Source organism: Streptomyces sp. AM8-1-1 (assembly GCF_032229325.1).
Classification (GTDB): Bacteria; Actinomycetota; Actinomycetes; order Streptomycetales; family Streptomycetaceae; genus Streptomyces; species Streptomyces achmelvichensis.
Genome location: NZ_CP135086.1, coordinates 127,179 through 153,640 on the forward strand (window position 1 = coordinate 127,179; position 26,462 = coordinate 153,640).

A 26,462-nucleotide genomic window follows, 5' to 3' on the forward strand; every position below is an offset into this window, starting at 1 on the left:
CTGGGTGGCCGGCCGGCTCAGGCGTTCTTCTCGTCCCGGCCGCCCGGCGTGGTCTCGTCGAAGGTGAGTCCCAACGCCGCCACACAGCGGTCGTATTTGTCCCGCAGGTCCTGCTCGTCATCGCCGCCGGTGAAGATGTGGGCAAGCTCGTAGCTGTAGCTGTCCTGTCCGGACATCTCCGACAGCCGTTCACCCTCCACGGGCACGACGTCGACACGTATGCCCGGGATCTCCCGTTCGATGCGCCTCAGATCGTCGGGCGTGGGCACGTCGTGCACGACCCCGTCGGCGAACCAGCGGTGGTACCACTTCGCGGCCGTCGCGTACTCGCCCGCCCGGTGCGGTATCCGGGGGTCGTCGCCGAGGGCGAGGCGGACCATGGAGTGATGGTTCGGCACGCCGTCGACGTACTGAAAGAGCTCTGCGTGCGACTGGGAGTGGCGCGGATTGATCTCCAGGAGGCTGATCTCCGACGTCTGCGGATCGTAGAAGTACTCCACGCTGAAGGTCGCCGACGCGAAGCCGATCTGCCGCATCACCCGCTCGGTGACCTCGTGCAGCTGCTTGATCACCGGCTCGGGGAGCGTGGAGGGGTACTGGTGGCGCAGGAAGCAGGAGGAGCCGGGGTAGTTGATCGAGTCGAGGACCCCGTAGACGGTGACGTGGCCCTCGTGGACGTATCCCTCCACCGCGACCTGGACGCCGGACATCTCCTCCTCGGCCAGGCACACCTCGCCGCCGACACCGTCCATCTCGGGCGGGAGGTCGAGACGGTCGAGGATGTACTCGAAGGGGCGGCCGACGCGCGATATGCCCTCGCGGATCTCGGCGACGGCCGTCCGAAACTCCTCCTCGTTCTTGACGCCGAAGGCGAGCTCCGAGGAGTACGCGAGCGCGGGCTTGAGCCACATGGGGAACCGCACGCCCTCGGGCGGCCGCGGGTCCTCGGCCTCGAGGTCGACCCGCCCGAACCGCGGGTGCCTGTCGGTCACCTTCTGTTGTTCGAGCCTGCTCCAGTACTTGTGCTCGCACTTGACGACCGATTCCAGGCCGGTGCTGCGGGTGCCGTACCTCTCGCTGAGGATCGGCACGAGGGTGCTGACCGGGAAGTCCCAGTAGCCGACGATCGCGTCGATGCTCCCGTCGAAAGCGTCGAGCACCGCCTGTGCCTTCTCCAGGAGTTCGGCCACCGAGACCTCGCCGCCCTGGAGCTCGTCGACGGTCAGCAGGGGATGGAACCGCAGCGACGCGGCGTCCGGTATGTCGTGCAGCGTGGGCAGGTTGGCCTCGTCCAGGCCGAGTACGAAGACATTCTTCTCGGGCACGCGTCCTCTTTCCTCCGGGGTTCGGAGATGTCGCGGTACCCGCTCGCGCCTGCCTCATGCCCGGCCCGCACCGGGCGTTGACGCCCGATGCGGGCCCGAAGCCTCTGGGCCCCAAGGACGACCTGGCCGAGGCCTCCACGTCTCGCCGGGCACCATTGCAGGCTGGGAGTGCAGCCGGGCGGCTTGGGCTCGACCTCGCCCGCCGTCGCGGACAGCAGATCACGCTGGAGGACTTGGACTGGTCCGAGGTCGTCCTGACGACGGACGCGGCCGTCCTCGGCACCCGTCGGGCTGTCGACGCGGACACAACCCGCACAAGCTGCTGCCGCGACATCGGCTCACCGCAGAGTGCCACCCACAGAGATCCTGTCGGCTGCGTAACGCTCACCTGGAAGCCGGCGTTAGAGCACACACCGGAGCGGCCCACCTACCCAGGTACGCCGCTCCGGCCCTCCAGACAGCGCTGGGACTCGTGCCGCCAGCGCCGGCAGTACGCCCTGCACCGCTGTCGCTGGACGGTGCAGGGCGCACGTCTGTAGCCGCATCGGCTGAGCACATGCCCGCTTCCGAAACGGGCTGCCGACGGTCAGGCTGTGGCGACCAGGGAATCGTCCTCGGGACGAGCCCCCGGCGGCAGCCGGTGACGAGCAGCGATCAACGCCGCATCCACATCCCTGGTGCCGGTAGAAACGCACAGGGTGTAGGCAACGCCCTCCATCCGCTGCCGCACCTGGGGACTGCCCTTCTCCGCGTGCAGCGCACGCAACATCTCGTACCGCTCCACCAAATCCTTCAACACCGCAGGATGAGCAAGAAGCACGATGCCTCCAACACGCGAACCGATACCGACAAGCGAATACCCCCAACACCATCCGCCATTCACCCATTCGCCGCCTCCCGGGAGACGGCACAGGTCCGGCCGCGGCCTGCCGTTTCCTGCCAGTCGCGCATGGCGCTCGGCTCTGTAGCTTGCATCGCCGCGGCTTGTTCTTTACAGGGCCGCACCGTGAGCGTTAGCCGGCTGTCAGGCCGAGCATCTGACGTAGCGCGGTGTACTTGTCGCTGAGTTCGTTGCGGGTGCGTTCGTCGAGCAGCGCGAGCCGGTTCGGGTCGGCGTTGTGGGCGAGGTCTGCGTCCTTGATGAGGAGGGCACCCTTGGTCGTGAGGATGCGACGGGAGTAGAACTCCTCGCTCTCCCCGGGTCTCTTGGTCATGGCGTCGACCAGGTCTTTCACTGGCTGAGGCAGTTCGGCCGAGTCGAGCCAGTCTCGGGTGAGCACGTCGTTCTCCAGCGTGTCGTGCAGCCAGGCGGCGGCGATCTGCTCGTTCGAGCCGCCCCGCTCCCGCACACCGTCGACCACCGCCTGGACATGCTCCAGGTACGGCCGCCCGGTTACGTCTACCTCGTGCGCGTGCGCTTCCCGCGCGATCGCCTCGACCTCGTCGAGCGTGAGACCCGACATACGCACGACCCTACGCCCGGAGCGCCGAGGACGCTGGGGCACGGGTTTGGCGGCAGGGCGGCGGGTCTCCGGACGGAACCGACTCTCACACGGCTGGAAGGCCGAGCATGTGAGAGCCGGACGGCCTCGGTGGTGCCGGGCGCCGGCTAGCCGATGGGCACACACTGCTCGGCCTGTGGTCCCTTGGGGCCCTGAACGACGTCGTACGTAACCTTCGCGCCTTCGGCCAACTCTTTGAAACCGGTTGTCTGGATGGCGGAGACGTGAACGAACACATCCGGCCCGCCCTCGTCCTGCTGGATGAATCCAAATCCTTTGTCTGCGTTGAACCACTTCACCGTTCCGGTGGCCATGACCTTCCCCTTCACGAGATCCAGGGTGCTGCCAACCGCCGTGAAGGGCCCAGAGCAGTACGTGGCGGGCAGTACGAGACTGACTACCCGCAGCGACATACGGTACCGAGCTGCCCGATGACCACCATCCCGGCACGGACAGGAAAACGTCGCACCCGCCACAGGAGGTAGTGAGCGCGGCTGAACTCCGGCCGGAATGACCGAGCCGCTCGCCGTACGGGCTGGATCCAGCCACCATCCTCGCGTGGCCTAGCGCACCCGTTTCGGGGCATTCGCTCTGAAAAGTGGTAGGTGTGCAGAGAAGGCAGCCTGAAAGGGAGGAAGTCCGTGGTTCAGGTGGCAGCCGATGTTTTCGGCGCTCCGTGCTGGCTGAGCCTGGCAACGCGCGATCGTCAGGCGGCAGAGCGCTTCTACGCAGCAGTCCTGGGCTGGTCATTCCGGCAGGGCCGTTTCGGCCGGGCCTTCTCGGTTGCGGAGGTCGACGGTGTGCCGGTGGCCGGCATCGGGGCAGTGGCGGCGGAATTCGCCGTGCCGGTGGCATGGACGCCGTATTTCGCCGTCTATGACGCCGACGAGGTTGTCGCACGGGTGCGTGAGCGGGGAGGCACACTCGCAGTGGGCCCAGTCTCTTATCCGCCTGGCGGCCGGGCGGCACTGGCGGCCGACCCCCACGGAGCCGTCTTCGGTATCTGGGACGGGGACGTTCTGGCCGAGTGGAGTATCAGCCTGCGCCACTCGCCTGCCTGGCTGGAACTCCGTACGGTCAACGCGTTCGACGCGGCGATCTTCTACGGCGAGGTTATGGCCTGGGGCAAGGACGACGAGGATGGCTGCTGCGACATCTCATACGAAGACGATCAGGTCGTGCTCCGCCAGCGTGGCGAACCTGTCGCCCGCCTGAATAGCGGACCTGTCGAGGAAGGCGCACCGAAGCCCCAGCTCCGCCCCCGCTGGCTGGTCCATTTCAAAGTTCCCGACCTGGACACGGCAGTCGCCCTCGCTCTGGACAACGGCGGGAGTACCGTCACCGACGCCGAATGGGCCGGCGGGCACCAGGCGACACTCCGCGACCCCGACGGCGGCCTCTTCACCCTCAACCAAACACCGGACGTTCCCGAGACTGTCGAGAGACAGGACCGGACCATCAGGTCCGCAGCCGACAACACCGCGTAGGTTTGTATCGGCACTCGCGGCCCCAGAGCCCAGAAGGAAGCGGCTCGGTACGCTCCTGCCACCCACCAGGGGAGGTAGCGGCCGGCTGCGGCCGTCGCACCGATAAGCGGATCGTCGCGATGTCTCCGCCGACCGCATCCCGCTCGCCTGACTTCGACTCCTTCGACAATGGGCGCCGCCGCAGGCAAGGGGGTCCTGGAACTCATCGACACGGATGTCACCGCGTTCTGCGACGACTTGGTCAAAGACTCACGCACCTATGTGGACGTCTACCAGGAGCCCGTCAGCAGGGAAGCCGTAACCCTCGAGAGGTAGCACCCCCTGCCTCCTGCCGCAGGCATAGCCCGCACGCGCGGTTGCTCTGCCTCGGCGCGGCGCGAACAGGCGCGGGCCGAGCGAGCACCGGCCGCGGAAGGTCGTCTCACTGAGGGTGCAGGATTGCCTCAATCTCTGAAGCTCTACAGACCACAGGGCAGATTCGCCGGCCAGAACCCGTGCGACCGCATTCTCAAGTTTGCTAAGCGCTACAGGTCAGTGGGCCTTCAGCCTGCACGTCAGTTGAGAGACATACCCGATCCAGCTCACCCTGTGGGCTGGTTCCGGGCTCGTCGTTGTGCTCGCCACGTACGCCTCGCTGGTGGACCGGAAGGACATCTAGTGCGATGTGGTGATTCACCATTCCAGGACCGTCCACGTCGGCGGGCGTTTCTCAGCGTCCGGGGGTCTGTCAGCTGGTACGACGAGCACCGTCGCGGTCAGTCCTGGCCGACCCGCGGGTCGACGATGCCATGAGGGGCAGAGCAACGGAGTGTGTCGAGCTTTCACGGCCTTGGGGTCGGCTCACTGAAGATGGTCTGCTCACAAGCTGAGGCCCTCTGCTGTAAAGGCGGGAGTCTGCCCCAGCGGCGCGGGCAAGAGGCCCGTACATCATTCTGCTAGCCATCGGTACCAGCACCTAGCTACAGTGATGAGTATGGCCAAGCAAACGAATATCCGACTGGACGAAGCCGTCAAGGCGGCCGCCGAGGACCGGGCCAAGCGCCGCGGTCTGAGCCTGCAGGGGTACGTGGCCGACTTGATCGAGGCGGATGTGAACCAGTCGCGTGCCGCCTTCATGGCCGGCGCCGCGGCGTTCATCGCCGCGTACACGGAAGAGTTCGAGGCGGAGGTCGGCGAGGACCGGTACCCCGGTCCTTCGGAGGGACTGGCAGAGAGCGCGCCGAGGGACGCCGCGTGAATCCTCGAATCGATCTCGCCTGGATCTTGGCAGTGGCCCAGCAGATCCCGGGAGATCCCCAGGTCGTCGACTACGGCGTGCCAGTCGCGGCGGAAGCACGTCACCGGGCGGAAATCCTTGACCACGACGTCTACCCCGAGCCCCATCACAAGGCCGCGGCGCTGCTGTGCGAGCTGGCGAGAAACCCGAGCCTGGAGGTGAGGAACCTGCTGTTCGCGGCCACCGTGACCGCGGCGTACCTGTCGGCGTGCAGCCTGCCGGTGAGCCCTGGCCTGAACACCGTTCTCCCGCTAGCCCGCGCCGCCCGGGACGGGCTCCCGGTGCGGGAAGTCGCCGCTCAGATCAAGACCTGGACAAACTGATTCCCGGCAGTAGCGTGCAACTTCACCACCCAGACCCATCTCAGCGAGCTCCGGATCACGAATCCGGGACTCGATCGGGGCTTATGCGTGCATGCGAGAGAGCTTCGGGCGGCGTCGCCTGGAAGGTGGCCGATGGAGCGCTCCGTCAATCACTTCCCTGGGAGGTCAGGGCGCACCTCAACGCGCGCCGCCTCAAGGAATCGGCGCCGGACACCGCCAAGGTGCTCCCAGGGTTCACTACCGTCCGGCGTCCCGTGCCAGTAGGTATGGCCAAGAGCGTTTGCGAGGTCAGTCACCGCGTCGTAGAGCTCTTCCGAGGCGACCAGTATCAGATTGTTGCGCAGCGACCACATGCGATGGATCAGCTCACCCGGCCGATCATCACCGCTGCTGATGACACGCTCGATCCCCTGATAGACCTCGACGAACTCCTGAATCGCAGCCTTCCGCTCGGCGCGGACCTGGTCTGCGCGCGCTCGACGTGCGCTTCGTTCAGCGGTCCGGTTAGTCACATGCTGAGAGGTGATCGCTCCGGCCGAGCCGATCAGCGTGCCGAGTACAGTCCCCGCAACGGGCAGCCAGTCCATCTCCACAGAATTGACCCGCCAGTCCGGCAGCAGCGTGACATTGACCAGATCGTTGCCTGTGGCCCCAGATCTCGTACCGCCCGCAACCACGACCCTGCGCTTCAGGAACAGTCACTGCGCAGTGTCAGCTACTGCGCTATCCAAGACCCGGGCAGCCACAACCGCAGTGCACGGACGTCCGTCAGCAGCGCTTGCTCTGCGGGTCGTCCCGAATGACTCGCCAGCCCTCAGGCCACCGCTCGACCGTGACGACTAGGCGTACTTGGTGAGGCGCTTGGCGGCAAGGACGCTAGCTTCTTCTTCACAGTTGCTGGCTGCTGGCCTGTGTGATTTCGCCGACCAGCTGACCCAGGACGCCTGCGATCCATTCTCCTGCTGGCGTTGGCGCGAGCAGCACTCTTCAGCGACGTCGATCGGGGTCGGACATCCCTCACCCTCGAATACGTGCCCGAGGTGAGGTCCGCAGCGGGCGCAGCGTACCTCGGTCTGCACCATGCCGTACGACCGGTCTTCGGACAACTCGACGGCGTCGGAGTCCTTCGGGCCGAAGAAGGACGGCCAGCCGCACCGGGAGTCGAACTTTTCCCTGAAGGTGAAGAGTTCGGCACCGCAGGCGCGGCACGCGTAGACGCCCTCCGTCTTCATGTCGGTGTACTCGCCGGTGAACGGCGTCTCGGTGTGGGCGCGGCGTAGGACCCGGTACTCCTCAGGCTTCAACTCCGCACGCCCCTGCTCGTCCGTCTTTTCGATGTCGTACGGCATATGGCGTGTCAGGTCGCCTTGGCGCGGCCTGGAGGCCTAGGAGGCTGCATTCCGGACCAAGCATCGACTTCGCACTGTCTGTCGTCATTGTTCCCTGCGGCCGCGACTGTGCCGTTGTCACGCAGGCCGAGGGTGTGCGTTGAACCGGCCGCCACGGCGACGATGTCGCGCCAATCGCCGACTTCGCACTGTCCGTAGCTGTTGTCACCCACGGCGAGGACCCGCCCGGACGCAGTGACCCCGACGGTGTGGTAACTGCCCGCACCGATCGCCACCACGTCTTCCCATTCATCGACCTCGCACGCCCCGGCTACCCGGTCTCCGGCGGCCACTGCCCGCCCGTCGGCTCTGAGGCCGACGGTATGGAGGTACCCGGCCGAGATAGCGACCAGGTCACGCCACCCTTCAACGTCACACTGCCCTCGTCGGTTGTTCCCCGCGGCCAGTGCAGAGCCATCTGACCTGACGCCGACCGAGTGCCAGTCACCACACGAGACGACGACCATGTCGCGCCAGGACTCCACGTCGCACTGTCCTTCTGAACTCCGGCCAACTGCTAGCACGCGGCCATTCGCGAGTAGCCCGAGCGTGCGGCGCCAGCCTGCTGCCACGGCCGTAACGCCTCGCCATCCTGCGACATCACATTGCCCATCGCCATTCCACCCCGTTGCCAGCACCGTGCCGTCCGACCGGAGTCCAACAGTGTGAGCCTTGCCCGTGTTCGTCGCGGAATGGACGTTGCCAGCTGCCACCGCTACGACGTCTTCCCATCGCTCGACACGACATTCAGCAGCTGCGGTATTGCCCACGGCGAGAACGGTTCCATCGCAGCGCCGTCCGACCGAATGACGCCTTCCGGCCGCCAGCGCCGACGAGTTGGCGAGCATTCCGCCTCCTTGCGCTAGTTGCGACACGGGATTCCACCCTACTTTGGCCTGGAATCAGAGCGGGCTCCTCAGTCGTCGGCAGCAGATGACGGCACAACCGAGTGTGCTGAAGCCCTGGTGGATGTCGTCGCGGATCCCCCAGCGGATGCGTAGGCGGCGGAACCAGTGCAGTAGTGCGATGGAGCCTTCCACGACCCAGCGGTCTACGCCGAGTCCGGAGCCGTGTTAGGTGCTGCGCCGAGCTATGTGCGGGGTGATTGCGAACCGTCGGACCTGGTCGCGATCGCTCTCGCGGTCGTAGCCGCGGTCGGCGTAGAGGTGCTCCGGGCGGCGCAGCGGCTGGCCGCGTTTGCCTCCGATCAGCGGGAACGCTCGGATCAGTGGGATCAGCTGCGTCACGTCGTTGCGGTTGCCGCCGGTCCGCGTGCCGGCCGTGAGCCTCGACGATCACGTGGTGCTCGCTGCCGGTCTTGCCGCTCAGGCAGAAGGCCGGGGCCCTGCGGCCCGGCGAAGCCGGTTGGCGATGGCCAGCCCCAGCCCCTCCTCCAACGGCAGTGACGCGACGATGAGGTTGCACCCCTGCTGGTCGAGCTCACGCAAGAACCCGTACAGCCCCTGCGCGTAAGCCGCCGGCGATTCGGGCAGGGCCACCACGGCGTGCGCTCTGACCGCAGCACCGGCGAGGGGCGGGGGAAGGAAGACACCGACCTGGTGCCCCTCCTCCTGGGCGAGCTCGGCTTCGGAGACGACCTCCTCCGCCTCGACGAGAACAACCCGCGCCCGCGGTGCGTAGTGCGAGGGATGCTGGCCCGGCACCCGCACACCGCTGGTGGAAGGCACAGAGAGCGGGCGCCCCAGTACCGCTTCGAGGTCCTCGCGCGTCACCCCTCCGGGGCGCAAGATCGCCGGTGTCTCGCCCGTGACGTCGACGATGGTCGACTCGACACCGACCTCGCAGGACCCACCGTCCAGGACGAAGTCGACACCGTCACCGAGCTCCGCCCGGACGTGGTGCGCGGTGGTGGGGCTGACCGAGCCGAAGCGGTTGGCGGACGGTGCCGTGACGCCGCCGCCGAACGCCGACAGCAGGGCGAGAGCCACCGAGTGGTCGGGAACGCGCACTGCCACCGTCTCCAGACCACCGGTCGCCTCCAGCGGCACGCGCCGACCGCGTCGCAGGACCAGGGTCAGCGGCCCGGGCCAGAAGTGTTCGGCCAGCAGACGCGCCGTCAGAGGCACTTCCTCAACCCAGTCGTCCAACTGGTCCGCGGCGGCGATGTGCACAATCAGCGGGTGAGAAGGCGGCCGCCCCTTGACCTGGAAGATCCGAGCAACGGCCGCGGGGTCCTCGGCGTTCGCGCCCAGACCGTAGACGGTCTCGGTCGGCAAGGCCACCAGGCCGCCAGCTCGCAGCACCCCCGCAGCCTGCTGGATGTCACCGGTTGTTGCCGTCACCTTCGTACTTCCTTCTCACCGTTCCGTGTGCACCACGTACCCAACTTCGCCGGCGTACGACGACACGACCATGCACGCCCTACCGCCCCATGATGCCGCGTAGGCCGGACGGGCAGCCGAGCCGTACGGACTTGGAAAAAGCAACGGAGCCGCACCAGATCGGCCCCGGGCGCCGGGCCGACCCCGGGGCCGCCGACCTGCACACGCCCATGAAGGCATTCCACGCCACGCCCCCTGCACACGTCACACCAACGCCCCAGCACCGGGCAAAGACACGCTCGGCGTCAACACCGCCACACCCGGACCCTCCCCCTCACGGGCTCCGTGCCCGAGACGCCGTCCTGACTCCCGCCCTCACCCCGTACGTCTTCGTTCCCCTCCGGACCCCGGGTGCATGTCAGAACCGAGACTGCACCGACCTCCACGAACCCAGCCACAAGCACTCCCCCGCCCGGCAATCCATCCGACAACTCAGCGATGCACCGCCAACCTGGATCAGCGAGCTTTGAGGGGCGCACTTCTCCACGGGAGGACCATCAGCAGGAACGTTCCACGAACCCGCGGGGAGCAGCTCTACGGGGCAACGGGGGGTGGCAGGCTTCGACCTCGCGGTGGTGGACGAGGCGCAGCAGCCGGGGCGGACGCGGGCTTGCCGAAGCGCTCATGCGGCCTGACGGGCGATGCCGCCCTACGGCGCGGCGACGGCCAACCCGCCCCCGCCGGTGCCCACACCGCCGCGGGGCTTGGGCGCGGCGAAGGGAGGCGCGTCCTGGCGGCACATGGTTCCGGTCGGCGGGAGGGCGCCGTCGATGAGGTAGCGGCTTGTGTAAGCGTTGACGCAGTTGCTGGGGTTGAACAATGCCGTGTGCCCGACCGCGTCGTGGGTCAGCAGGCGGGCATTGGCCAGCTCCTTCGCCATAGCCTGCGCAGCCGACAGGGGCGTGGAGGGATCGTAGGTGTTCCCGACCACCAGAATGGGGTTCGCCGTGGGCTTGTTCCACGGGCCGCGGTAACGGTCCTCGGCAACCGCCGGCCACGAGGCGCAGCCCGCGGACGCCCAAATCCAGTACCGTCCGGTGTCCCCCGCACGGGTCGCCGCAGCCTCAGCCAGGGTGCCGTATGCACCGGGGCCCCGCGGGTTGGGGCTGTCGCCGCAGAAGACCGCGGTGCTCTGTTCCTCGCCCAGGTACGGATTCGGGTTGGGGACCGGTGGCGGGGGCGGGAGAGGAGACGGCACCGGGACGCGGCCCTGCCACAGGTCCTGCAGCCTGTCGGCGAGTTCCGTCCCCCCGAGCTGGACGTCGTAGAGGCTGTGCACCACGTCAGCCACGGTGCCGGCGTAGGTCCACGAGCCCACGGGATCCTTTCGGAGCCGCTGCAGCAGCTGGTCGTACTTGTCCTGGGTCGCTTTCGGGCTGCCGGCGGAGAACGCGCAGCGGGCGGTCGTTGTGGACCCGCACAACGCGAGGAACCGGTTCACGGTCTCCGCGGCGCTGCGGCCGGAGCCCAACCGCTGGAACGACGTGGTCCGGGCGGCCTCGTCGGAAGCGTTATTCGTCCACGCCTGCGGGTCCCAGTTGGCGTCGAAGACCATGGCGCGGACCCTGCCGGGGAAGAGGTTCGCGTACGTCGCGCCCAGGTACGTGCCGTAAGAGATCCCGTAATAGGTGAGCTGCTCCTCACCCACCGCCTTGCGAAGCTGGTCGAGGTCGCGAGCGTTCTCAGCGGTCGACACATGGCGCAGGAGCTCGGGGTCACGCTGCTCACAGCGCCGGCCCAGTTCCTCGTACGCGGCGGTGAACGCCGCACGCTCCTTCTCTCCCACCGGGAAGCCTGCCGCTTTCCTCGCAGCCCAGCCTGCGGCTTCCTCGGGACTCGCGAAGCAGTTCACCGCGGTGCTGTTGCCGATGCCGCGGGGGTCCCAGCTGACGATGTCGAACCGCTCCCGCACCTCGCGCGGGAAGGACTCGTAGTTCTGTGGCATCTGGACTGTTCCCGGGCCGCCGGGGCCGCCAGGATTGAAGAACAAGGTGCCGATGCGCTGTCCGGAACCGGTGGCCTTCCGTTTCACGACGGCGAGTTCGATGGTGCGGCCGCCCGCGTCGTCGTAGTCGAGCGGGACCTTCGCGGTCGCGCAGTCGAACGGACTGCCCTGGACGCAGGGTTTCCAGTCCAGCTGCGGGGCGGGCACGGAAGGAGACGGCGCGCCCCCGGCCGGAGCGTGAACCAGTCCGGTAAACACGGTCGAGCAGATCACCACCGCGGCGAGGACCGCGGCATGATGCCCACGGCTCGCCACAGGTGCAGATATGTGCATGTCATGTCCTTCCCCGGTTGAGGGCCCGACGCCACCCAAGCGCTGGACCTCGGCACGCATCCCGTCCACAACACCTCGGGCTGGCACGGCGCGCGAGCGAACCGGGGCCGAATGGCGCAGCCGAGGACGCGGGCGAATCTCTGCGCGACGGCCACAGTCCCGCCGGTGATGCAAGCCTCCAGCACCTCACAGCCTCGCCGAGGGCAGGCCGGTGAGAGCCGACGCCATGCGACGGAGGCAGGCGCGGGACGACGGCTGGGCCGCGCGGCTCGCGCCGAGGTGGAGCAGTTGCCGAGGCTGCTGCCAGCCATCGCGGAACTCAGCGACTACCCCGTGACCGCGCTGTCCGACAACACCCAGCCCTGCACCGACTCCTCTCCTTGGACGAGGGTTGCATGTGCCGTAGCGGCATGTGGTCCAGTAGGCGGCGAGCACGACATTGAGAGGTTCCCTCACATGCCCCTTCCTGCGATGCCTCGCCGAATCAAGATCGGCGATGCCGCCGCGTTCGCCGGGACCACGCCCCGTGCCATCCGCCACTACCACGCCATCGGGCTCCTCGCCGAACCGAAACGCGGCAGCGATGGCCGCCGCCGCTACGGATACGACGACATGATCCGCCTTCTGTGGATCCGCAGGATGGCCAATGCGGGCATCTCCCTGGATGACATCCACGCCGCCCTCAAGGGCGCCACCGGCATCGAACAGTCTCTGGCCCGCCTGGAGGAGTCCCTCACTTCCAAGGCGGCCGCCATCGAGGCCCAACGGGCCGCCGTGAAACGTCTCCGTGAGGTGGGCAGCCCCCTGGGCCTGCTCTCACCGCTGGTCACTGGCCGCCTGCGCGATCTACCGCCCGGAGCCCTGCGCTCCGCCGACCTCGATACTCTCCTGGTCACGGAGCGCATCTTCGGCCCTTTGGGCGCCGCTATCCAGGCCAACCGGTTCATCGTCCTGGCCACCCACCCCGAGCTGCGGACCGAGGAGGACCGCCTGGCCGAGGCCGAGGCTGTCCTGGACGACACCATGTCCCCCGACGACCCCCGCATCGAAGACCTGGCCGCCCAGCGATGTGATCACGAGTCCGCCATGGAAGCCACCATCGAAAGATCCTGCCTGGAAGAGGCCCTCGATGTCCTCTTGGATCGGCAGGACGAGCACGCGAGCGAAGAAGGGGACGGGACGAGGATGAGCGCGACGGAAGCCATCGGCAAGATGCCGTACAACTTCTCCCCGGCCCGCGTCCGGTACGAGGAGCGCGTCATCGAACTGCTGCACTCGGCCGATCAATACGGCGACACGAACCCACGGACCTGCTGACTGGCGACGGAGTTCAGAGCGAGTCCGACAAGAGCAGCCCGGAGTGGTGCAGTGCGAGGGCAACCCCGTTGCCTCCAAAGGCCGTTGCAACGGTGTGATGGAAACCGAAGAGTACGCCGACGGCACCTGCCCGCTTGTCTGCCAGTGCTGTCCGCCGCTACTCGGTGGAGTGGAGCCACCGCATCGTTGCGTTCTGTTCTCTTCCCTGGCGGTCCGCGCGGACGCGGGAGTCGTGGGCCGCCTTGGCGAACGCCTCCGGGAGGCGGCGCAGCCGGTTGGCAGTGAGATCGAGGGCTTCCACGTCCGTGCGGGACCGCAAGGCTCGCAGCGCCGTCAAGTCGATCGCGTGCGGGGCGGGCGCACGATGTCGTCGCCCACCAGCAGGCAGCGATGTCCCCGCACTCTGGCCCAGGACCGGGCGCAGCCGGCTCGCCGGGAGCGGCCGGGGATTGCCGGTCCGGGCCGGACGCTCGATGACCGAGAACTCGCCGCGATCACAGGCCTTCTGGCGACCGCCGGCCTTCCGGCCTCCGCTGCTCAGGCCACACTCGGTGACGTTCTGCGCGCGGGGACCATCCAGGACGTACCGGTTCGACGGACCGCTCCGTCTACGCGCCCGTCGGACTCCCCTGGCAAGACCTCACGCTGGCATGGCTCGCCTACCAGCAGGCAGAACAGCAAGGCATCGGACAGAAGATCGACCTACTCGCCTGAATCCAGCGCAGCGCACAGAGACGACCAGGAGTCCTCTCCTTCTTCTCCCCGCCCCCTTCGAGGGCGCTGTCCTTCCACACACCGGATCGGCCGGCAATGGCCGACCGCCTCCCACAGGCCACCGTTCCGGATCATTCCTGAGATGCCCATCGTCCGTGCCCGTGGACGCACAGCGCAGGATGGCCTTGCACGGATGTAGCAAGCCATGCTGGAAGGGAATCCAGCCTGGTCTGGTGGGCACAAACGCCACGGGCGGGTCATCCCGGGTGATCGTGGGAACGGTACGGGAGGTGCTGCCTCGAAACCCATCATCTGGTCACCACGCTCACCGAGAGCCTGCCGCTGGAGAAGTCGGCCGGCTCACTCCCGCCCGGGTTTCACCGGGGGTTTCAGGAACCCGAGCGTTCGCTCGCGCTTGCAGCAGTGCAAGGCGTCGGGCTGCGCCTACGTGCGTTGTGAAGTTCGATGGCAATGGGTGTGGCGGTGAACATGGAGGAGTAGGTGCCGACGGCGAGGCCGATGAGCAGGGCGAGGGCGAAGTCAGTGAGGGAGTCGCCGCCGAGAACGGTCAGGGCGGTAAGGATGAAGGCGGCGCCCATGCCGGTGTTGATGGTGCGGGGCAGGGTCTGAAGGAGTGCCTGGTTGGCGATGTGGTGGAAGGGCGTTTCGCGGTTGCGGCGGCTGAGTTCTCTGATCCGGTCGAAGACGACGACGGAGTCGTTGACGGAGTAGCCGATGACGGTCAGGAGCGCGGCGAGGAAGACGCCGTCGACGGGTTTCCCGAGCCAGGCGAAGATGCCGATGAGGATCACTACGTCGTGGGCGAGGGCGGCGATCGCGGAGGCTCCGAACAGCCAGCGGAAGCGTGTTGCGAGGTAGATGAGCTGTGCTCCGAGGGCGACAGCGAGGGCGATGAGGGCGCTTTGGCGTAGTTCCTTGCCGAGGCTGGGTCCGATGGCCTCGTCGCGCAGCTTGTTCGCGCTCGGTGTCAGATTGCTGACGGCTTCTCCGATCTGCGCTGCTTGTGCGTTGCTCAGCTCGTGGGTGCGGACGGTCAGTTGATGGTCACCGGATGCCTGGACTACAGCGCGGGGAAATCCGGCCTCGGCGAGAGCGGTGCGTGCCCGGTCGGGGTCGACGGGAGCGGCGGTCGAGTATTCGATGAGGCGGCCGCCGGTGAACTCGATGCCGAAGTCCAGGCCGCGAAGGGCAATGCCGAAGACAGCCAGGGCGAGCGCGGCGAGGGAAGCGGCCAGCCACCGGCGGGGGTGGCGCATCAGGTGGGGGTTTCTGCGGTTGAGGCGGTCGCGGACAGTGCCGGTGTGAGCGATGCCTGTGAGGCGAGGGCGGCGGCGCACCCAGGCGCGGGCTGCGGCGAAGTCGGCGAGCACGCGGGTGATGACCAGTGCGCTGAGCATGGAGGCGAGGACGCCGATGCCAAGGGTGACTCCGAAGCCACGGACTGGCCCGGAGGCGAGGAAGAACAACAGTCCGGCGGCGATCAGGGTGGTGATGTTGGAATCGGCGATCGCGCTGAAGGCTCCGCGGAAGCCGGCGGTGAGCGACGAGCGTGGGGTGGGGCGGTGGCGCGCGGCGTATTCTTCGCGGGCGCGTTCGAAGACGAGGATGTTGGCGTCGACGGCCATGCCGATGGCCAGGACGAATCCGGCGAGTCCGGGCAGGGTGAGGGTGGCGCCGAGAGCGGCCAGGGCCGCGTAGGAGATCAGGCCGTAGCAGACCAGAGCGGCGGCGGCCAGCAGGCCCATGAGCCGGTACACGGCGCTGATGAACAGGGCTGTCAGTGCGGTGCCGATGGCGGCGGCCCAGAGGCTGGCTGTGATGGCTTGGGCGCCCAGGGTGGGGCCGACGGTGCGTTGTTCGACCGTTTCGACGGGGACAGGCAGGGCGCCGCCGTTGATGAGCAGGGCCAGTTCCTTGGCTTCGTCGGCAGTGAAGGATCCGGTGATCTGCGTGGAGCCGCCGCTGATGCCCGAGTCGCAGGACACCGAGGGGTCGACCTGTGGCGAGGAGATGATCTTGTCGTCGAGGACGATGGCGACCCGGCGGGCCGGGTCGCCCGCGGGATGGCAGGCAGCCTGTCCTGTCAGTTGGGCCCACCCGTCGCGGCCGGGGCCTTCGTAATCGACGGTGACGTGCCATCCGGCGCCGCCCTGCTGGTCGAACCGGGCGATGGCTTCTTTGACGTCGCTGCCGGTCAGTGAGGATGCCTGCAGGCGCAGGAGTTGGCCGGACTCGTCTGCCAGGACGTGCTGTCGGGGCCGCTTGGGCAGCGGCTTTGGAGTGCCCTCGTTGGTCTTCGCGGTTCCGATCACCTGGTGAAAGGTGAGCTGAGCGGTACGGCCGAGAACGTCGGCTGCCTTGGTGGGGTCCTGGACGCCGGGCAGTTCGACGACGATCCGGTTGTCGCCGGAGCGCGCGATCGTGGGCTCGGCGACGCCGAGCGCATCGATACGGCCGCGCAGCACTTCCACGGTGCGGTCGGTGGCCTCGCTGTCGGACTCTGTGGCGGCGGTAGGCCGGGTTTCCAGCACGATCTGCGTGCCGCCGCGCAGATCGAGCCCGAGTTGGACGGGTGTGGTGAGTGCGATGTACAAGGACAGGGCAACAGCAGCGAGGGCGAACAGCCCTCGGATGCGCACGGATCGGCGCACAGCGGACCTCCGGCAGGCACGCCGCGGCCAGGCCAGTGGCCGCGGTCAGGGAAGACGAGGGGAAGGGGGTGTCAGGTGCCTGTCGGTGGAGGTGGTGCCCGCATCTGGTGACAGTCCGCCGGTTGTGCGGCGGCAGGTGGACGCAGCGCCGGCAGCGGTGGGAAGGCGGCCTGCGGTGGACTATCGGCCGTGCTGTACGGGGCGAGAGTGGCGGGGGCCGGCGGTGAAGGACGCTCGCCGGGCGCGTCGCGATGGCTTCGGACGGCGGCGCTGTCCGTGGCGAAACGTCCGTCGTCCGCAAAGGATCCACTGCCGGCCGGCAGTGCCGCGGAAGCGACCACCGCAGTGTCTGGCACACCAGAGCGGGTGCTGCCGTGTGTTGACGCGCTGAGCAGGGCGGCGAGGACGGCAAGCAGAGCGGCGATCACGGCTGCCGGGCCGATGCCTCCGGCGCGCGGGGCGGTGTGCGTAATGCGTGCCATGCCCCGCCCCTCATCGGTAGGTGTCGGTGTTTGGTCGCAGCGGGCAAGCGGGGCCTCAAGGTTCCGGCTGGGGAGTGGCAGCTGGACCCTTGAGGCGGTTCTGGGAGGTTCAGGGTTCGATGAGGCCGGCCCGGATTGCGTAGCGAGTGAGCTCGAGGCGGTCACGCAGGCCGAGTTTGTGAAGGATGTTCGCCCGGTGCCGGTGCACGGTTTTGATGCTGATGACGAGCATCTCGGCGATCTCCTTCGAGGAGTGGCCTTCGGCGACGAGTTTGAGGACCTCTTCTTCTCGGGGTGTCAGGACCTGGTCGGGCGGTTCCTCGCCGTGGCGGACGCGGTCGAGGTAGTTGCGGATGAGGGCGGTGACCGCGCCCGGGTAGAGGAACGGCTCGTCGCGCATGGCGGCACGGCACGCGGCAACCAGGTCGAGGTCGGCCACAGACTTGAGGACGTATCCGCTGGCCCCGGCCTTCAGTGCTTGGAAGAAGTACTGCTCGTTGTCGTGCATGGTCAGCATCAGCACGCGCAGCGCCGGCTTGAGCGCGAGGAGTTCCCGGGCGGCCTGCAGACCGGTCATCCGGGGCATGGCGATGTCCAGTACGGCGAGGTCGACGTCGTGGGTCCGGACCTGGTCGACGGCCTCCGCGCCATCTCCGGCTTCCGCGACAACCTGCAGATCCGGTTCGCGGTCGAGGATGAGCCGTACACCCCGCCGCACCAGCGCGTGATCATCGGCGAGAAGGATACGGATCGGCGTCGTATCGGTCATGTGCGTGGCTCCCCGGGTACGGGCACGGTCAGCTGCACCTGTGTACCGGCCTGCGGCCGGCAGGTGATGTCCAGCGTGGCCCCGATGAGCAGGGCCCGCTCGCGCATCCCGCGGATGCCCGCCCCTTCGCGCGCGATACCCGTCCCTCGGCCGTTGTCGGCCACCGACAGGACCACCACGCCCTCGGTGTGACGCAGCCTCACCTCGACCCTGTCCGCCTCGGCGTGTCGCGCCACGTTGGTCATGGTCTCCTGGGCGACGCGGTACAACACCAGCTCCGTCTCCTGATCCAGCGCCGGCAAGTCGGTATCGAATCGGCGCTGCACGTGAAGACCGGTGTGCGTGGCGAACTCGGTGGTCAGTGAGGTCAGCGCGCTGATCAGACCGAGATCTTCCAGCACACCCGGCCGCAGCCGGCGCACCAGGCGCCGTACCTCGTCCAGGCTCTCCCTGGTGATCTCCTGGACCTGCCGCAACTCACCTCGTAGGGGTTCGTCCGTCTCGTCCGCCGCCCGCTTCAGCGCGAGCAGGATCGCCGTCATGCTCTGTCCGACCTCGTCGTGGAGCTCCTGGGCGATGCGGCGCCGTTCGCCTTCCTGGGCGAGCAGGACGCGGGCGCTACTGGTCGCCCGCTCGCGTTCCAGCCGCTCCAGCATGGCGTTGAAGGTGCGGACCAGGTCGGCGACCTCGCCGTGGCCGTGCACCGGCAGGCGCTGTCCCGGGCGCAGCAAGTCGACGGTGGTCATCAGCCTCGTGAGCCGGCCGAGCGGAGCGAGTCCGATCCGCAGCAGCGCCCCGTTGGCGACCAGCATGATCACCAGACCGGCCACGAGAATGATCGCCTCGGTCAGAACGACTGGTACCGAGACGGTCACCGGAGCCCACAGCAGCAGGGCAGTGGCGGCACCCAGCACCATCGCGTTGAGCGCGAAGATCCGCCAGAACAGAGACACCCGGATGACGCCTTTCTTCGTAACACGGCCTTGCTTCTACTGTCGGCCACCGCGTACCCAAGCGTGAGCTGCAGTTTGACCTCGACCGGACTGCCGCCAGCATGCCGGTCACGAACCCCACCCGTCGATGGGCCGTGATGCCCATTTCCGGACCATGGACTGCCCACACCGCGAGTGGTCCTCGAGATCTGCCGCAAATGGGTATCGCGCCCGATGGGATTGACGCGCCGTATCGCTCACATTGGGGGCGACGGCCCGCCGACCATGACCCCCGGTCATCGCCCCGAGCCGTCCCGGCCGGCACCCCCGCATGGAGAAAGGACCCACCATGTCGCTTGATACAGCCCGGATCGAGTCTCGCCCCGAGCGTCTGACAGCGCACGAGGCCCGCCAGCGCCTCGAACACGAACGCAACTCCCGACTGACACAGCTGCAAGCCCTTGACGAGGCCGGGCAGAGCGCCGAGAAGCACATGATGTCGGCACAGAAAGACACCATCGTGCGCGTCCTCAACGAAATCGAGGCCGCCCTCACCCGCATCCACGACGGACGCTACGGAATCTGCCAGACCTGCTCCACGCCGATCCCGGTCGAGCGCCTGGAAATCCTGCCCTACACACGGTTCTGCGTCCCCTGTCAGCGCACCACCGCCTGACGCTCACCCAGCCTCCCTCTCCCGCCCTGCCCAAGGGGTGAAGTGGTGAACCACCAGATCATCGGCGACCGCAACACAATCCTGTCCATCGACGACCTCGCGGCCCTGCGCGAAAACCTGCACGATCAGCGACTGTTCCGCCAGGAGCAGCTGCAGCAGATCGCAGACACCGCCGCGCCCCGCACCGACGCTCCCCTTGACCGACAGGCCGCCTCCCAGATCGAGGTACGTATCAAACTCGCCGCCTCCGCGCGCATGGTCCTCGCCGACGTCGAGGCAGCCCTCGCACGCATGGACGACGGCCGCTACGGCGCCTGTCACCTGTGCCGTCAGCCCATCGCCCGTGAACGTTTGATGATCGTGCCGCAAGCCCGCTACTGCGCTCGATGCCAACACGTCAGAGAGGCCCAACGGTGACCACCCCACCCCGCCCTCGCACGTTGACTGCCCCGCGCTGGCCTGGGCCCCTGTTCCGCCAGTGCTCCGGCATCGCCCTCGACCTCGGCAGCGCTCGCACCCGGGCCTGGATATCCGGCAGAGGAAGCGTCCTTGACGTGCCCACGGTGACGTTCCCCGGCGATGGCGTCATCTACCCCATCCAGCGCGGCACCATCATCGACACAGCCGGAACCGCACGGATGCTCGACCGTCTACTCGGCCACCACCTGCCCCGCTTCGGCCGTCGGCTGATCGTCATTGCCGCTCCCGTCCTGGGGGGAGTCACCTACCGGGCCTCGGCCCGCACCGCGGTCGAGATCCTGCGCCCGCACACCGTGCTGACCATCCCCACCGCACGTGCAGTGGCCGAAGCCGCCGCAGCCGACCTGACCCGCCCCCTGCTCGTCATCGACCTCGGCGCCCACCTCACCGAGGTCACCCTCCTCACCGACGGCGCAGTGACCGACGCCCGCCATACCGCGCTGGGCACCAGCGACCTGGACAGCCGCACTCCGCCCGCACAGATCACTGACGCGGTAGTTGCGATGGTGACCGCGATGCTCGAGCGGGACAGCACGTCCCAGACACTCGACGCCCTGCGGGCAGGCGCACTCCTAGCAGGCGGAGGTGCCCTGCGCCCCGACATCACCCACCAGCTGGCAGAGCGACTCCACGCCCCTGTCAGCCCGGTACCCGCCCCGCACACCGCCGCCGTCCGAGGCGCCGCCAAACTCCTGATGGGTGCCTGCGCCCACCCCTCAGCGGGCGTCATGCGCACAACATCCCGGCGCCCGGACTGACCCACCACCCCCGCCCCCACCACGGACGCCCCCAACCCGCTCCGCCTACCAAGCCCTCGGAAAGGAGAGACGGCGTGACCAGCAAGATCCCCCTGGCACAGCCGCCACCTGAAGAGCACTCCCGCGTCCTTCTTTGGCGATGGCGGCGCAATCCCCTGCGCCGCCGCTCAGACCTGCTACAAGCCTGGATCGCCCTCAGCCTCTTCCTGGCCACTCTGGCCGCCACACCCGCCGCAACGGTCCTTGCCAAAGAGACCGCGCACCGCCACTACCAGCAGGCCGCCCGGCACCAGGCCAGCACACGGCACGCCACCCCTGCCGTCCTCGTCGACGACGCCCCCCGTCACCCCGAACCGGGATCGGACGAAGCGAAGCATGCCTTGTATCCGGTGACCGTCCGCTTCACCGACCCCCGCGGACACACCCGCACCGCAAAGAGCGACGTCCGGCCCGGACTCCCCGCCGACAGCGCCGTCCGCGTATGGGTCAGCGACGAAGGAAAGATCACCGACCCTCCCCTCACCCCACAGCAGATCAACAGCCGCACCATGGGGTGCGCTCTCCTCGCCGCCATGACCGTCCCGCTCGCCGGCGCCGCCCTGTACGGCTACGCCAGTCGCGTGCTGGAGCGGCGCAATCTCGCCGCATGGGACAAAGACTGGACCCATACCGCCCCGCAGTGGACTACTTCCTGAGGGTCGACGACATGCCGATCGACGCGATGCGCGGAGCAGGACGGCGGCCGCACTCCGGCCGCGGAGCCGTCGCCGCCCGGATCTGGCTCCCACGCACCCGGCCTGCCGATTCCGGCTGGGCTGGGCCCCGTTCCGACCGGCGTCCGTTCGCAGATCCCGCACAGTCCGCACAGTCCGATGTCGATAGCCTGGGATTCATGGTTCAGGAGAGGAAATGGCTCGTGATTCAGCTTCGTGAGCACCAGGTGGAAGCGAAGCGGCGGATTATCAGGGCCGGTGCAGTTTCTGCACGCTCCGCGCCACGTGAGCGTGGTGGGCGGGCAACGGTCGTCTCCGCCACCGGATCCGGCAAGACGTACACGGCCGCCTCCGCAGCCCTGGACCTCCACCGGCACGGCCGGATCCTCGTCATGGTGCCCACCCTTGAGCTGCTGGTGCAGACCGCTGAATCGTGGCGCCGGGTCGGGCACACGGCGCCCATGGTGGCGGTGTGCTCGATCGAGAAGGACGAGGTCCTCGACGCTCTGGGGGTACGGACGACGACGAACCCGATCCAGCTCGCCCTGTGGGCCGGAACCGGCCCGGTCGTCGTGCTCGCCACCTACGCCTCCCTCGTCGACCGCGACGACCCGCATGATCCGTCCGGCCGGGTCCGCGGCCCGCTGGAGACCGCCCTCGCCGGCGGCCCTTCGGTGTACGGGCAGCAGCTGGCCCCGTTCGACCTTGCTGTCGTCGACGAGGCGCACGGAACCGCTGGTGATCTGGGGAAGCCGTGGGCAGCGATCCATGACAACGAGCGCATCCCCGCCGCCTTTCGCCTGTATCTGACCGCGACACCGCGGATCCTCGCACCGGCGCGGCCCGCCCGCGGCCGCGACGGCGAAGAAGTCGCGCTCGCGACGATGGCGTCCGATCCCGACGGCGTCTTCGGCGAGCGGATCTACGAACTCGGCCTGTCCGAGGCAGTAGAACGCGGCGTCCTCGCGCCCTTTGAGATCGACGTGCTCGAGATCGAAGACCCGGACTTCTCCGTCGGCCTGTCCGAGGACGCGATGCGCGGGCGCCGCCTGGCGCTGCTGCAGTCGGCGCTACTGGAGCACGCAGCGAAGCTGAACCTGCGCACCGTCCTCACCTTCCACCAGCAGGTCGAGGAAGCGAAAGCGTTCGCGGCGAACCTGCCGACCACTGCCGCCGACCTTTACGAGACGCAGGTGTCCGAGTGGGCGCTGGCCGAAGCCGACGCCCGTCCCGCATCCTCCATCCACGCCTTGCCTACCGGCCTGGAGGACCTGGCGCAGGAACTGCATGTGCCGGCGGACCGGGTGTGGGCTGACTGGTTGTGCGGCGATCACCCCATCGCCGACCGCCGTCAGGTCCTGCGCCAGTTCGCTAACGGCATCGACGCCGCGGGTCGGCGCGTGCACCGCGCCTTCCTGGCCTCCGTGAGGGTTCTCGGCGAGGGCGTCGACATCGTCGGTGAGCGGGGCGTGGAGGCCGTGTGCATCGTCGGCGCTCGCGGGTCGATGGTGCAGATCGTGCAGAACATCGGCCGCGGTCTGCGCCCGAACCCGGACGGCACGGCCAAGACCTGCCGCATCATCGTGCCCGTCTTCCTGCAACCGGGCGAGGACCCCACGAACATGGTCGCCTCCGCCAGCTTCCAGCCCCTCGTCGACATCCTCCAAGGCCTGCGCTCCCACGACGAACGCATCGTCGAACAGCTCGCCTCTCGCTCCCTCACCCGCCAGTCCCGGGAGAAGAAGCACCACGCCACCGGCAGCGCGGACGAGGCGGGCGGTGAGGATGAGACTGCGGAGCCGGTGAGCGTGATGATGAACTTCGCCTCCCCGCGCGACCCGTCCACGATCGCCGCGTTCGTGCGCACCCGCGTCATCCGCCCCGACGCCACCGTGTGGCTGGAAGGCTGGCAGGCTCTGCAGAACTGGCGCACCCACAACGGGATCACCGGCCGACATGCCGTCCCCTACGACACGACCGTGACCCTCAACAACGAGTCGTTCAGCCTCGGGGCATGGATCAGCGAGCAGCGCCGCAACTACCGCGCGGGTCTCCTCGACGAGCACCGCCGCGAACTGCTGGACGAGGCCGGCATGGTGTGGGAACCAGGTGATGAAGCCTGGGAGAGGAAGTTGTCCGCGTTGCGCTCCTTTCACCGGGCCCACGGACATCTCGCGCCCCGGCAGGACGCCGTGTGGGAGGCCATCGAGAGCGGCGAGAGCGAACTGGTGCTGATCGGGCAGCACATGGCCAACATCCGCAGGAAAGGCGGCCTCGGTAAAGACACCGACCGGGCCGACCGCCGCGTGGCACAGCTCACCGCGATCGACCCCGACTGGAACTGCCCCTGGCCACTGGACTGGCAACGCCACTACAAGGTGCTCGCCGACCTCGTCGACGCCGACGGCGTCCTACCGGTCATCGAACCAGGCGTCCTCTTCGACGGCGACGACCTCGGCAAATGGATCAACAGGCAGTCCCGCGACTGGACCCACCTCACCGAAGTACAGCAGCAACGCCTCACCCGACTGGGCATCCAGCCCGCCCCCGAACCCTCCCCCACGCCCGCGGCGAAAACTGCCACGAAGAGGCCGATGTCGGCTGCCTTCCAGCGCGGCCTATCCGCCCTCGCGCAGTACATCGCGCGAGAAGGCACCACCACGGTCCGTCGGCCGCACCGCGAAACAATCCTCGTCGACGGCGAAGAACACGAACTCGCGCTCGGCATCTGGTACGCCAACCAGAAACAACGACGGGACCAGCTCACCGAGCCGCAGCGGGACGCGCTCTCGGAACTGGGCGTGGAGTGGACATGATCTGCCATCGTGCTAAGGGTTGTCCCGTAAATGATCTCCCGATCGCCGCGGGCAGGGCTGGCCGCCGTGTGGCCCGCTGATCTAGCCGGCGACGGTGAGGTTGTGCATCCGGGCGATGCCGAGCATGGCGTGGTGGACTCCGTCGCCTTTGAGGCGGCAGTCGCGGAGTATCTTCCAGGTCTTCATGCGGGCGAAGACGTGCTCGACGCGCGCGCGGACCTGCTCGTGGGACTTGTTGTGTGCCTCTTTCCAGTCCGGGAGTTCGGTCTGGCCGCGCTCGAGGCGGTGCGGGATGACGAGTCCGGTGCCCGGGTAGCCGCCGTCGGCTATTGTGACGGTGTTGCCGACGGCGGCCTTGGCGCCGGACTCCTCCCACGCCTTGCAGTCGTTGCGGTTCCCGGCGAGCGGCCGGCCGACCACGACGACCAGCCGGGTGTCGGCGTCGATGACGACCTGGTGGTTGGTGGAGTACCGGTAGTTCTTCGACCGCTCGGCGACGGTGTGGTCGCGGGTGGGGACCAGGGTGCCGTCCACAATGAGCACGGCGTCCTTGGCGAATCGCTTACGGGGCTGGAGCGCGAGCATCGGCCCGAGGTGGTCGATGATGCGGTCCGCCGCCGACTTGGACACCCCGAACAGCGGGGCGAGCTGCCGCATCGTCAGGTTCGTGCGCCAGTACGCAGCGACCAGCAGGGGCCGGTCCTCCAGCGGAAGACTCCACGGCCGGCCCTTGCGGACCGCGTCCGCACCCTCGCGTCGCAGAACCGTCACCAGCTTGGCGAAGGCGCGCGGGCTCAGTCCGGTGAACGGGGCTATCCAGGACGGCTCCGACGCCGTGATCACACCAGTCACAACAAGATCATCCCAGTTGCCGACGCTGCCCCATGTCCTCGATCCTGTGTGCTCGGCAAGCAGGGAGGGTACATGGGGCTGGTTCTTTTCCCGGGCGACGGAGACAACAGCAGTCCGGATGTCTCGTGGTCCTACAGCGGCTTTGCCGCATTCCGGCGGCGTCTGGCCGAGGCTGAGGGGTTCGTCCTCTCCGAGATGTGGGGCTTCGGCGGCGAGCGTCCGTGGAGCGAGGTGTCCACCGCTCTGGAGCCACTCCTCGATCATCCGGATGCCAGAGGTGACGACCTCTCGCCTACTGAGTGCGCGTCGATCCTGGTCCGGCTGGAGACGATCACCGGCCAGTGGGCACGGGAAGGCGGCGACCAGCTCCTCCAGCAGCACATCAAGGATGCCCACCAGCTGGCGGGCATCCTGCGGATCTGTATCGAGAAGGACGTCCCGCTGGCCTTCCTCTGACGCCCACCGACCATGGAACCACTTACGGGACAACTCTTAAAGCGTGTTGCAGAAGGTGGTGTCCGGGCAGGTCAGGGCCGGGTTTGTGGCTGGTCTGGTCATGCGGCGAGGGCGAGGTTGTGCATGTGGGCGACTGCTTGGACGGCGTGGTGGAGGCCGGTGCCGCGCTGTCGGCAGTCGCGGAGGATTTTGTAGTGCTTCATGCGTGCGAAGGCGTGCTCGACACGGGCCCGGACTTTCCGGTGTTCGGCGTTGTCTTCTTCTTCGCCGGGCAGCAGGGCTCGTCCGGGGCGTTTGCGGTGCGGGATGACGAGGCCGGTGTTGATGTAGGCGCCGTCGGCGAGCACGGTCACTCCGGCGCAGGTGGTGGTCAGGCCGGAGTCCCGCCAGGCCTTCGCGTCCGCGGTGTTGCCGGGGACGGGCCGGGCCGCGGCGACCACGAGTTTCGTGTCGGCGTCGATGATGACCTGCACGTTCGCCGAGAAGCGGTAGTTGCGTGAGGAGGCGCCGACCTTGCGGTCGCGGACCGGGATCAGCGTGCCGTCCACAATCCACAACCGTTCGACCGCGTCTGTCGGGCGGGCGGCGGGCTCGATCGCCAGCAGTGGTCGCAATCGCTGGATGACTCGGCACACTGTCGCCGGGGAGACCCCGAAGAGCGGAGCGAGCTGCCGCATGGTGAGGTTCGTGCGGTAGTAGACGGCCACCAGCAGCACCCGGTCAGCCAGCGGAAGGCACCACGGCCGGCCACCGCGAGGCCCGTTCCCGCCCCGCTCACGCACGACCTTCAGCAGCCGCTCGAACTGCCGCATCCGTAGACCCGTGAACGTCTCCACCCACAACGCCTCAGCCCGCAACACTCCACGCATACAGGGGAAATGCCCACCTCGCAGCCTTCTGCAAC

Annotated in this window: 25 protein-coding genes and 2 pseudogenes; 11 read left to right on the top strand and 16 right to left on the bottom strand. The window is 68.0% G+C overall.

All coding sequences use genetic code 11. The features are described 5' to 3' along the window. Positions 1–17: 17 nt before the first annotated feature. From RPQ07_RS00600 to RPQ07_RS00615, 4 genes are all read right to left on the bottom strand, one after another. Positions 18–1,325, bottom strand: coding sequence for an ATP-grasp domain-containing protein (locus RPQ07_RS00600; protein WP_313941965.1), 1,308 nt, complete (start codon positions 1,323–1,325; stop codon positions 18–20). 586 nt (positions 1,326–1,911) lie between these two features. Then, positions 1,912–2,145, bottom strand: a complete 234-nt coding sequence (locus RPQ07_RS00605) for a DUF5133 domain-containing protein (RefSeq protein ID WP_313941966.1) — start codon at positions 2,143–2,145, stop codon at positions 1,912–1,914. A gap of 193 nt (positions 2,146–2,338) precedes the next feature. Further along, positions 2,339–2,788, bottom strand: a complete 450-nt coding sequence (locus tag RPQ07_RS00610; protein ID WP_313941967.1) for an HD domain-containing protein — start codon at positions 2,786–2,788, stop codon at positions 2,339–2,341. Positions 2,789–2,934: 146 nt separating this feature from the next. Continuing rightward, complete coding sequence (locus RPQ07_RS00615) at positions 2,935–3,141, bottom strand: cold-shock protein (RefSeq protein ID WP_313941968.1); 207 nt, start codon at positions 3,139–3,141, stop codon at positions 2,935–2,937. A 327-nt stretch (positions 3,142–3,468) separates the two neighbouring features. Between RPQ07_RS00615 and RPQ07_RS00620 the strand changes: the two genes are divergently transcribed. The 4 genes from RPQ07_RS00620 to RPQ07_RS00635 all read left to right on the top strand — a co-directional run bounded on the left by RPQ07_RS00620 (position 3,469) and on the right by RPQ07_RS00635 (position 5,913). After that, positions 3,469–4,314, top strand: a complete 846-nt coding sequence (locus RPQ07_RS00620; RefSeq protein ID WP_313941969.1) for a VOC family protein — start codon at positions 3,469–3,471, stop codon at positions 4,312–4,314. Between the two features lie 168 nt (positions 4,315–4,482). Beyond that, positions 4,483–4,629: a DUF1048 domain-containing protein gene (locus tag RPQ07_RS00625; RefSeq protein ID WP_391846673.1), complete on the top strand. Its 147-nt coding sequence runs from the start codon at positions 4,483–4,485 to the stop codon at positions 4,627–4,629. 658 nt (positions 4,630–5,287) lie between these two features. Continuing rightward, positions 5,288–5,551: a hypothetical protein gene (locus RPQ07_RS00630; RefSeq protein WP_313941970.1), complete on the top strand. Its 264-nt coding sequence runs from the start codon at positions 5,288–5,290 to the stop codon at positions 5,549–5,551. Positions 5,552–5,583: 32 nt separating this feature from the next. Beyond that, positions 5,584–5,913: a hypothetical protein gene (locus tag RPQ07_RS00635; protein ID WP_313941971.1), complete on the top strand. Its 330-nt coding sequence runs from the start codon at positions 5,584–5,586 to the stop codon at positions 5,911–5,913. Between the two features lie 149 nt (positions 5,914–6,062). On the opposite strand, the gene RPQ07_RS00640 is transcribed toward RPQ07_RS00635, so the two are convergent. The 6 genes and pseudogenes from RPQ07_RS00640 to RPQ07_RS00665 all read right to left on the bottom strand — a co-directional run bounded on the left by RPQ07_RS00640 (position 6,063) and on the right by RPQ07_RS00665 (position 11,795). Continuing rightward, positions 6,063–6,500, bottom strand: a complete 438-nt coding sequence (locus tag RPQ07_RS00640) for a hypothetical protein (protein ID WP_313941972.1) — start codon at positions 6,498–6,500, stop codon at positions 6,063–6,065. A gap of 408 nt (positions 6,501–6,908) precedes the next feature. Then, positions 6,909–7,262: pseudogene (gene msrB, locus RPQ07_RS00645) on the bottom strand (peptide-methionine (R)-S-oxide reductase MsrB); the annotation flags it as partial. A gap of 8 nt (positions 7,263–7,270) precedes the next feature. After that, positions 7,271–8,149: a chromosome condensation regulator gene (locus RPQ07_RS00650; protein ID WP_313941973.1), complete on the bottom strand. Its 879-nt coding sequence runs from the start codon at positions 8,147–8,149 to the stop codon at positions 7,271–7,273. 54 nt (positions 8,150–8,203) lie between these two features. After that, positions 8,204–8,624, bottom strand: a pseudogene (locus tag RPQ07_RS00655) (transposase); the annotation flags it as partial. A gap of 2 nt (positions 8,625–8,626) precedes the next feature. After that, positions 8,627–9,604: an L-threonylcarbamoyladenylate synthase gene (locus RPQ07_RS00660; RefSeq protein WP_313941974.1), complete on the bottom strand. Its 978-nt coding sequence runs from the start codon at positions 9,602–9,604 to the stop codon at positions 8,627–8,629. 688 nt (positions 9,605–10,292) lie between these two features. Beyond that, complete coding sequence (locus RPQ07_RS00665; RefSeq protein ID WP_313941975.1) at positions 10,293–11,795, bottom strand: alpha/beta hydrolase; 1,503 nt, start codon at positions 11,793–11,795, stop codon at positions 10,293–10,295. A gap of 582 nt (positions 11,796–12,377) precedes the next feature. Between RPQ07_RS00665 and RPQ07_RS00670 the strand changes: the two genes are divergently transcribed. After that, the gene (locus RPQ07_RS00670; RefSeq protein WP_313941976.1) at positions 12,378–13,238 is read left to right on the top strand and encodes a MerR family transcriptional regulator; all 861 of its coding nucleotides are present in this window, start codon (positions 12,378–12,380) and stop codon (positions 13,236–13,238) included. A 157-nt stretch (positions 13,239–13,395) separates the two neighbouring features. Here the strand turns inward: RPQ07_RS00670 and RPQ07_RS00675 are convergent, their stop codons facing one another. From RPQ07_RS00675 to RPQ07_RS00690, 4 genes are all read right to left on the bottom strand, one after another. Beyond that, positions 13,396–13,575, bottom strand: a complete 180-nt coding sequence (locus tag RPQ07_RS00675) for a hypothetical protein (protein ID WP_313941977.1) — start codon at positions 13,573–13,575, stop codon at positions 13,396–13,398. Positions 13,576–14,341: 766 nt separating this feature from the next. Then, positions 14,342–16,624 (bottom strand): protein translocase subunit SecD, encoded by a 2,283-nt coding sequence (gene secD, locus RPQ07_RS00680; protein WP_313941978.1) that lies wholly within the window; start codon positions 16,622–16,624, stop codon positions 14,342–14,344. Between the two features lie 591 nt (positions 16,625–17,215). Beyond that, entirely contained in the window at positions 17,216–17,875 is a 660-nt protein-coding gene (locus RPQ07_RS00685) for a response regulator transcription factor (RefSeq protein WP_313941979.1), read from the bottom strand. Next, positions 17,872–18,828 (bottom strand): sensor histidine kinase, encoded by a 957-nt coding sequence (locus tag RPQ07_RS00690; protein ID WP_313941980.1) that lies wholly within the window; start codon positions 18,826–18,828, stop codon positions 17,872–17,874. Before RPQ07_RS00690 ends, RPQ07_RS00685 begins: the two co-directional genes overlap by 4 nt. Before the next feature lie 328 nt (positions 18,829–19,156). Here RPQ07_RS00690 and RPQ07_RS00695 point away from each other — a divergent pair, with 328 nt between their 5' ends. The 5 genes from RPQ07_RS00695 (at position 19,157) to RPQ07_RS00715 (ending at position 24,250) form a co-directional block, all read left to right on the top strand. Beyond that, complete coding sequence (locus RPQ07_RS00695) at positions 19,157–19,483, top strand: TraR/DksA family transcriptional regulator (RefSeq protein WP_313941981.1); 327 nt, start codon at positions 19,157–19,159, stop codon at positions 19,481–19,483. 42 nt (positions 19,484–19,525) lie between these two features. Further along, the gene (locus RPQ07_RS00700; protein ID WP_313941982.1) at positions 19,526–19,900 is read left to right on the top strand and encodes a TraR/DksA C4-type zinc finger protein; all 375 of its coding nucleotides are present in this window, start codon (positions 19,526–19,528) and stop codon (positions 19,898–19,900) included. Further along, entirely contained in the window at positions 19,897–20,721 is an 825-nt protein-coding gene (locus RPQ07_RS00705) for a hypothetical protein (RefSeq protein ID WP_413777684.1), read from the top strand. Before RPQ07_RS00700 ends, RPQ07_RS00705 begins: the two co-directional genes overlap by 4 nt. A 74-nt stretch (positions 20,722–20,795) precedes the next feature. Next, complete coding sequence (locus tag RPQ07_RS00710; protein WP_313941984.1) at positions 20,796–21,416, top strand: hypothetical protein; 621 nt, start codon at positions 20,796–20,798, stop codon at positions 21,414–21,416. Between the two features lie 221 nt (positions 21,417–21,637). Next, positions 21,638–24,250 (top strand): DEAD/DEAH box helicase, encoded by a 2,613-nt coding sequence (locus RPQ07_RS00715; protein ID WP_313941985.1) that lies wholly within the window; start codon positions 21,638–21,640, stop codon positions 24,248–24,250. An 81-nt stretch (positions 24,251–24,331) separates the two neighbouring features. Here RPQ07_RS00715 and RPQ07_RS00720 read toward each other — a convergent pair whose 3' ends face one another. Next, complete coding sequence (locus RPQ07_RS00720) at positions 24,332–25,102, bottom strand: transposase (RefSeq protein WP_313941986.1); 771 nt, start codon at positions 25,100–25,102, stop codon at positions 24,332–24,334. A 72-nt stretch (positions 25,103–25,174) separates the two neighbouring features. Here RPQ07_RS00720 and RPQ07_RS00725 point away from each other — a divergent pair, with 72 nt between their 5' ends. After that, positions 25,175–25,558, top strand: a complete 384-nt coding sequence (locus RPQ07_RS00725; RefSeq protein WP_313941987.1) for a hypothetical protein — start codon at positions 25,175–25,177, stop codon at positions 25,556–25,558. Positions 25,559–25,656: 98 nt separating this feature from the next. Here RPQ07_RS00725 and RPQ07_RS00730 read toward each other — a convergent pair whose 3' ends face one another. After that, positions 25,657–26,427: a transposase family protein gene (locus RPQ07_RS00730; RefSeq protein WP_313941988.1), complete on the bottom strand. Its 771-nt coding sequence runs from the start codon at positions 26,425–26,427 to the stop codon at positions 25,657–25,659. Between the last annotated feature and the right edge of the window lie 35 nt (positions 26,428–26,462).

What these genes read in the sequence shown, in the direction of transcription:
- RPQ07_RS00610 (WP_313941967.1), bottom strand. Translation starts at nt 2,788, where the DNA reads ATGTCGGGTCTCACGCTCGACGAGGTCGAGGCGATCGCGCGGGAAGCG.
- RPQ07_RS00615 (WP_313941968.1), bottom strand. Translation starts at nt 3,141, where the DNA reads ATGGCCACCGGAACGGTGAAGTGGTTCAACGCAGACAAAGGATTTGGA.
- RPQ07_RS00625 (WP_391846673.1), top strand. Translation starts at nt 4,483, where the DNA reads ATGGGCGCCGCCGCAGGCAAGGGGGTCCTGGAACTCATCGACACGGAT.
- RPQ07_RS00630 (WP_313941970.1), top strand. Translation starts at nt 5,288, where the DNA reads ATGGCCAAGCAAACGAATATCCGACTGGACGAAGCCGTCAAGGCGGCC.
- RPQ07_RS00640 (WP_313941972.1), bottom strand. Translation starts at nt 6,500, where the DNA reads ATGGACTGGCTGCCCGTTGCGGGGACTGTACTCGGCACGCTGATCGGC.
- RPQ07_RS00650 (WP_313941973.1), bottom strand. Translation starts at nt 8,149, where the DNA reads ATGCTCGCCAACTCGTCGGCGCTGGCGGCCGGAAGGCGTCATTCGGTC.
- RPQ07_RS00670 (WP_313941976.1), top strand. Translation starts at nt 12,378, where the DNA reads ATGCCCCTTCCTGCGATGCCTCGCCGAATCAAGATCGGCGATGCCGCC.
- RPQ07_RS00685 (WP_313941979.1), bottom strand. Translation starts at nt 17,875, where the DNA reads ATGACCGATACGACGCCGATCCGTATCCTTCTCGCCGATGATCACGCG.
- RPQ07_RS00695 (WP_313941981.1), top strand. Translation starts at nt 19,157, where the DNA reads ATGTCGCTTGATACAGCCCGGATCGAGTCTCGCCCCGAGCGTCTGACA.
- RPQ07_RS00725 (WP_313941987.1), top strand. Translation starts at nt 25,175, where the DNA reads ATGGGGCTGGTTCTTTTCCCGGGCGACGGAGACAACAGCAGTCCGGAT.
- RPQ07_RS00730 (WP_313941988.1), bottom strand. Translation starts at nt 26,427, where the DNA reads ATGCGTGGAGTGTTGCGGGCTGAGGCGTTGTGGGTGGAGACGTTCACG.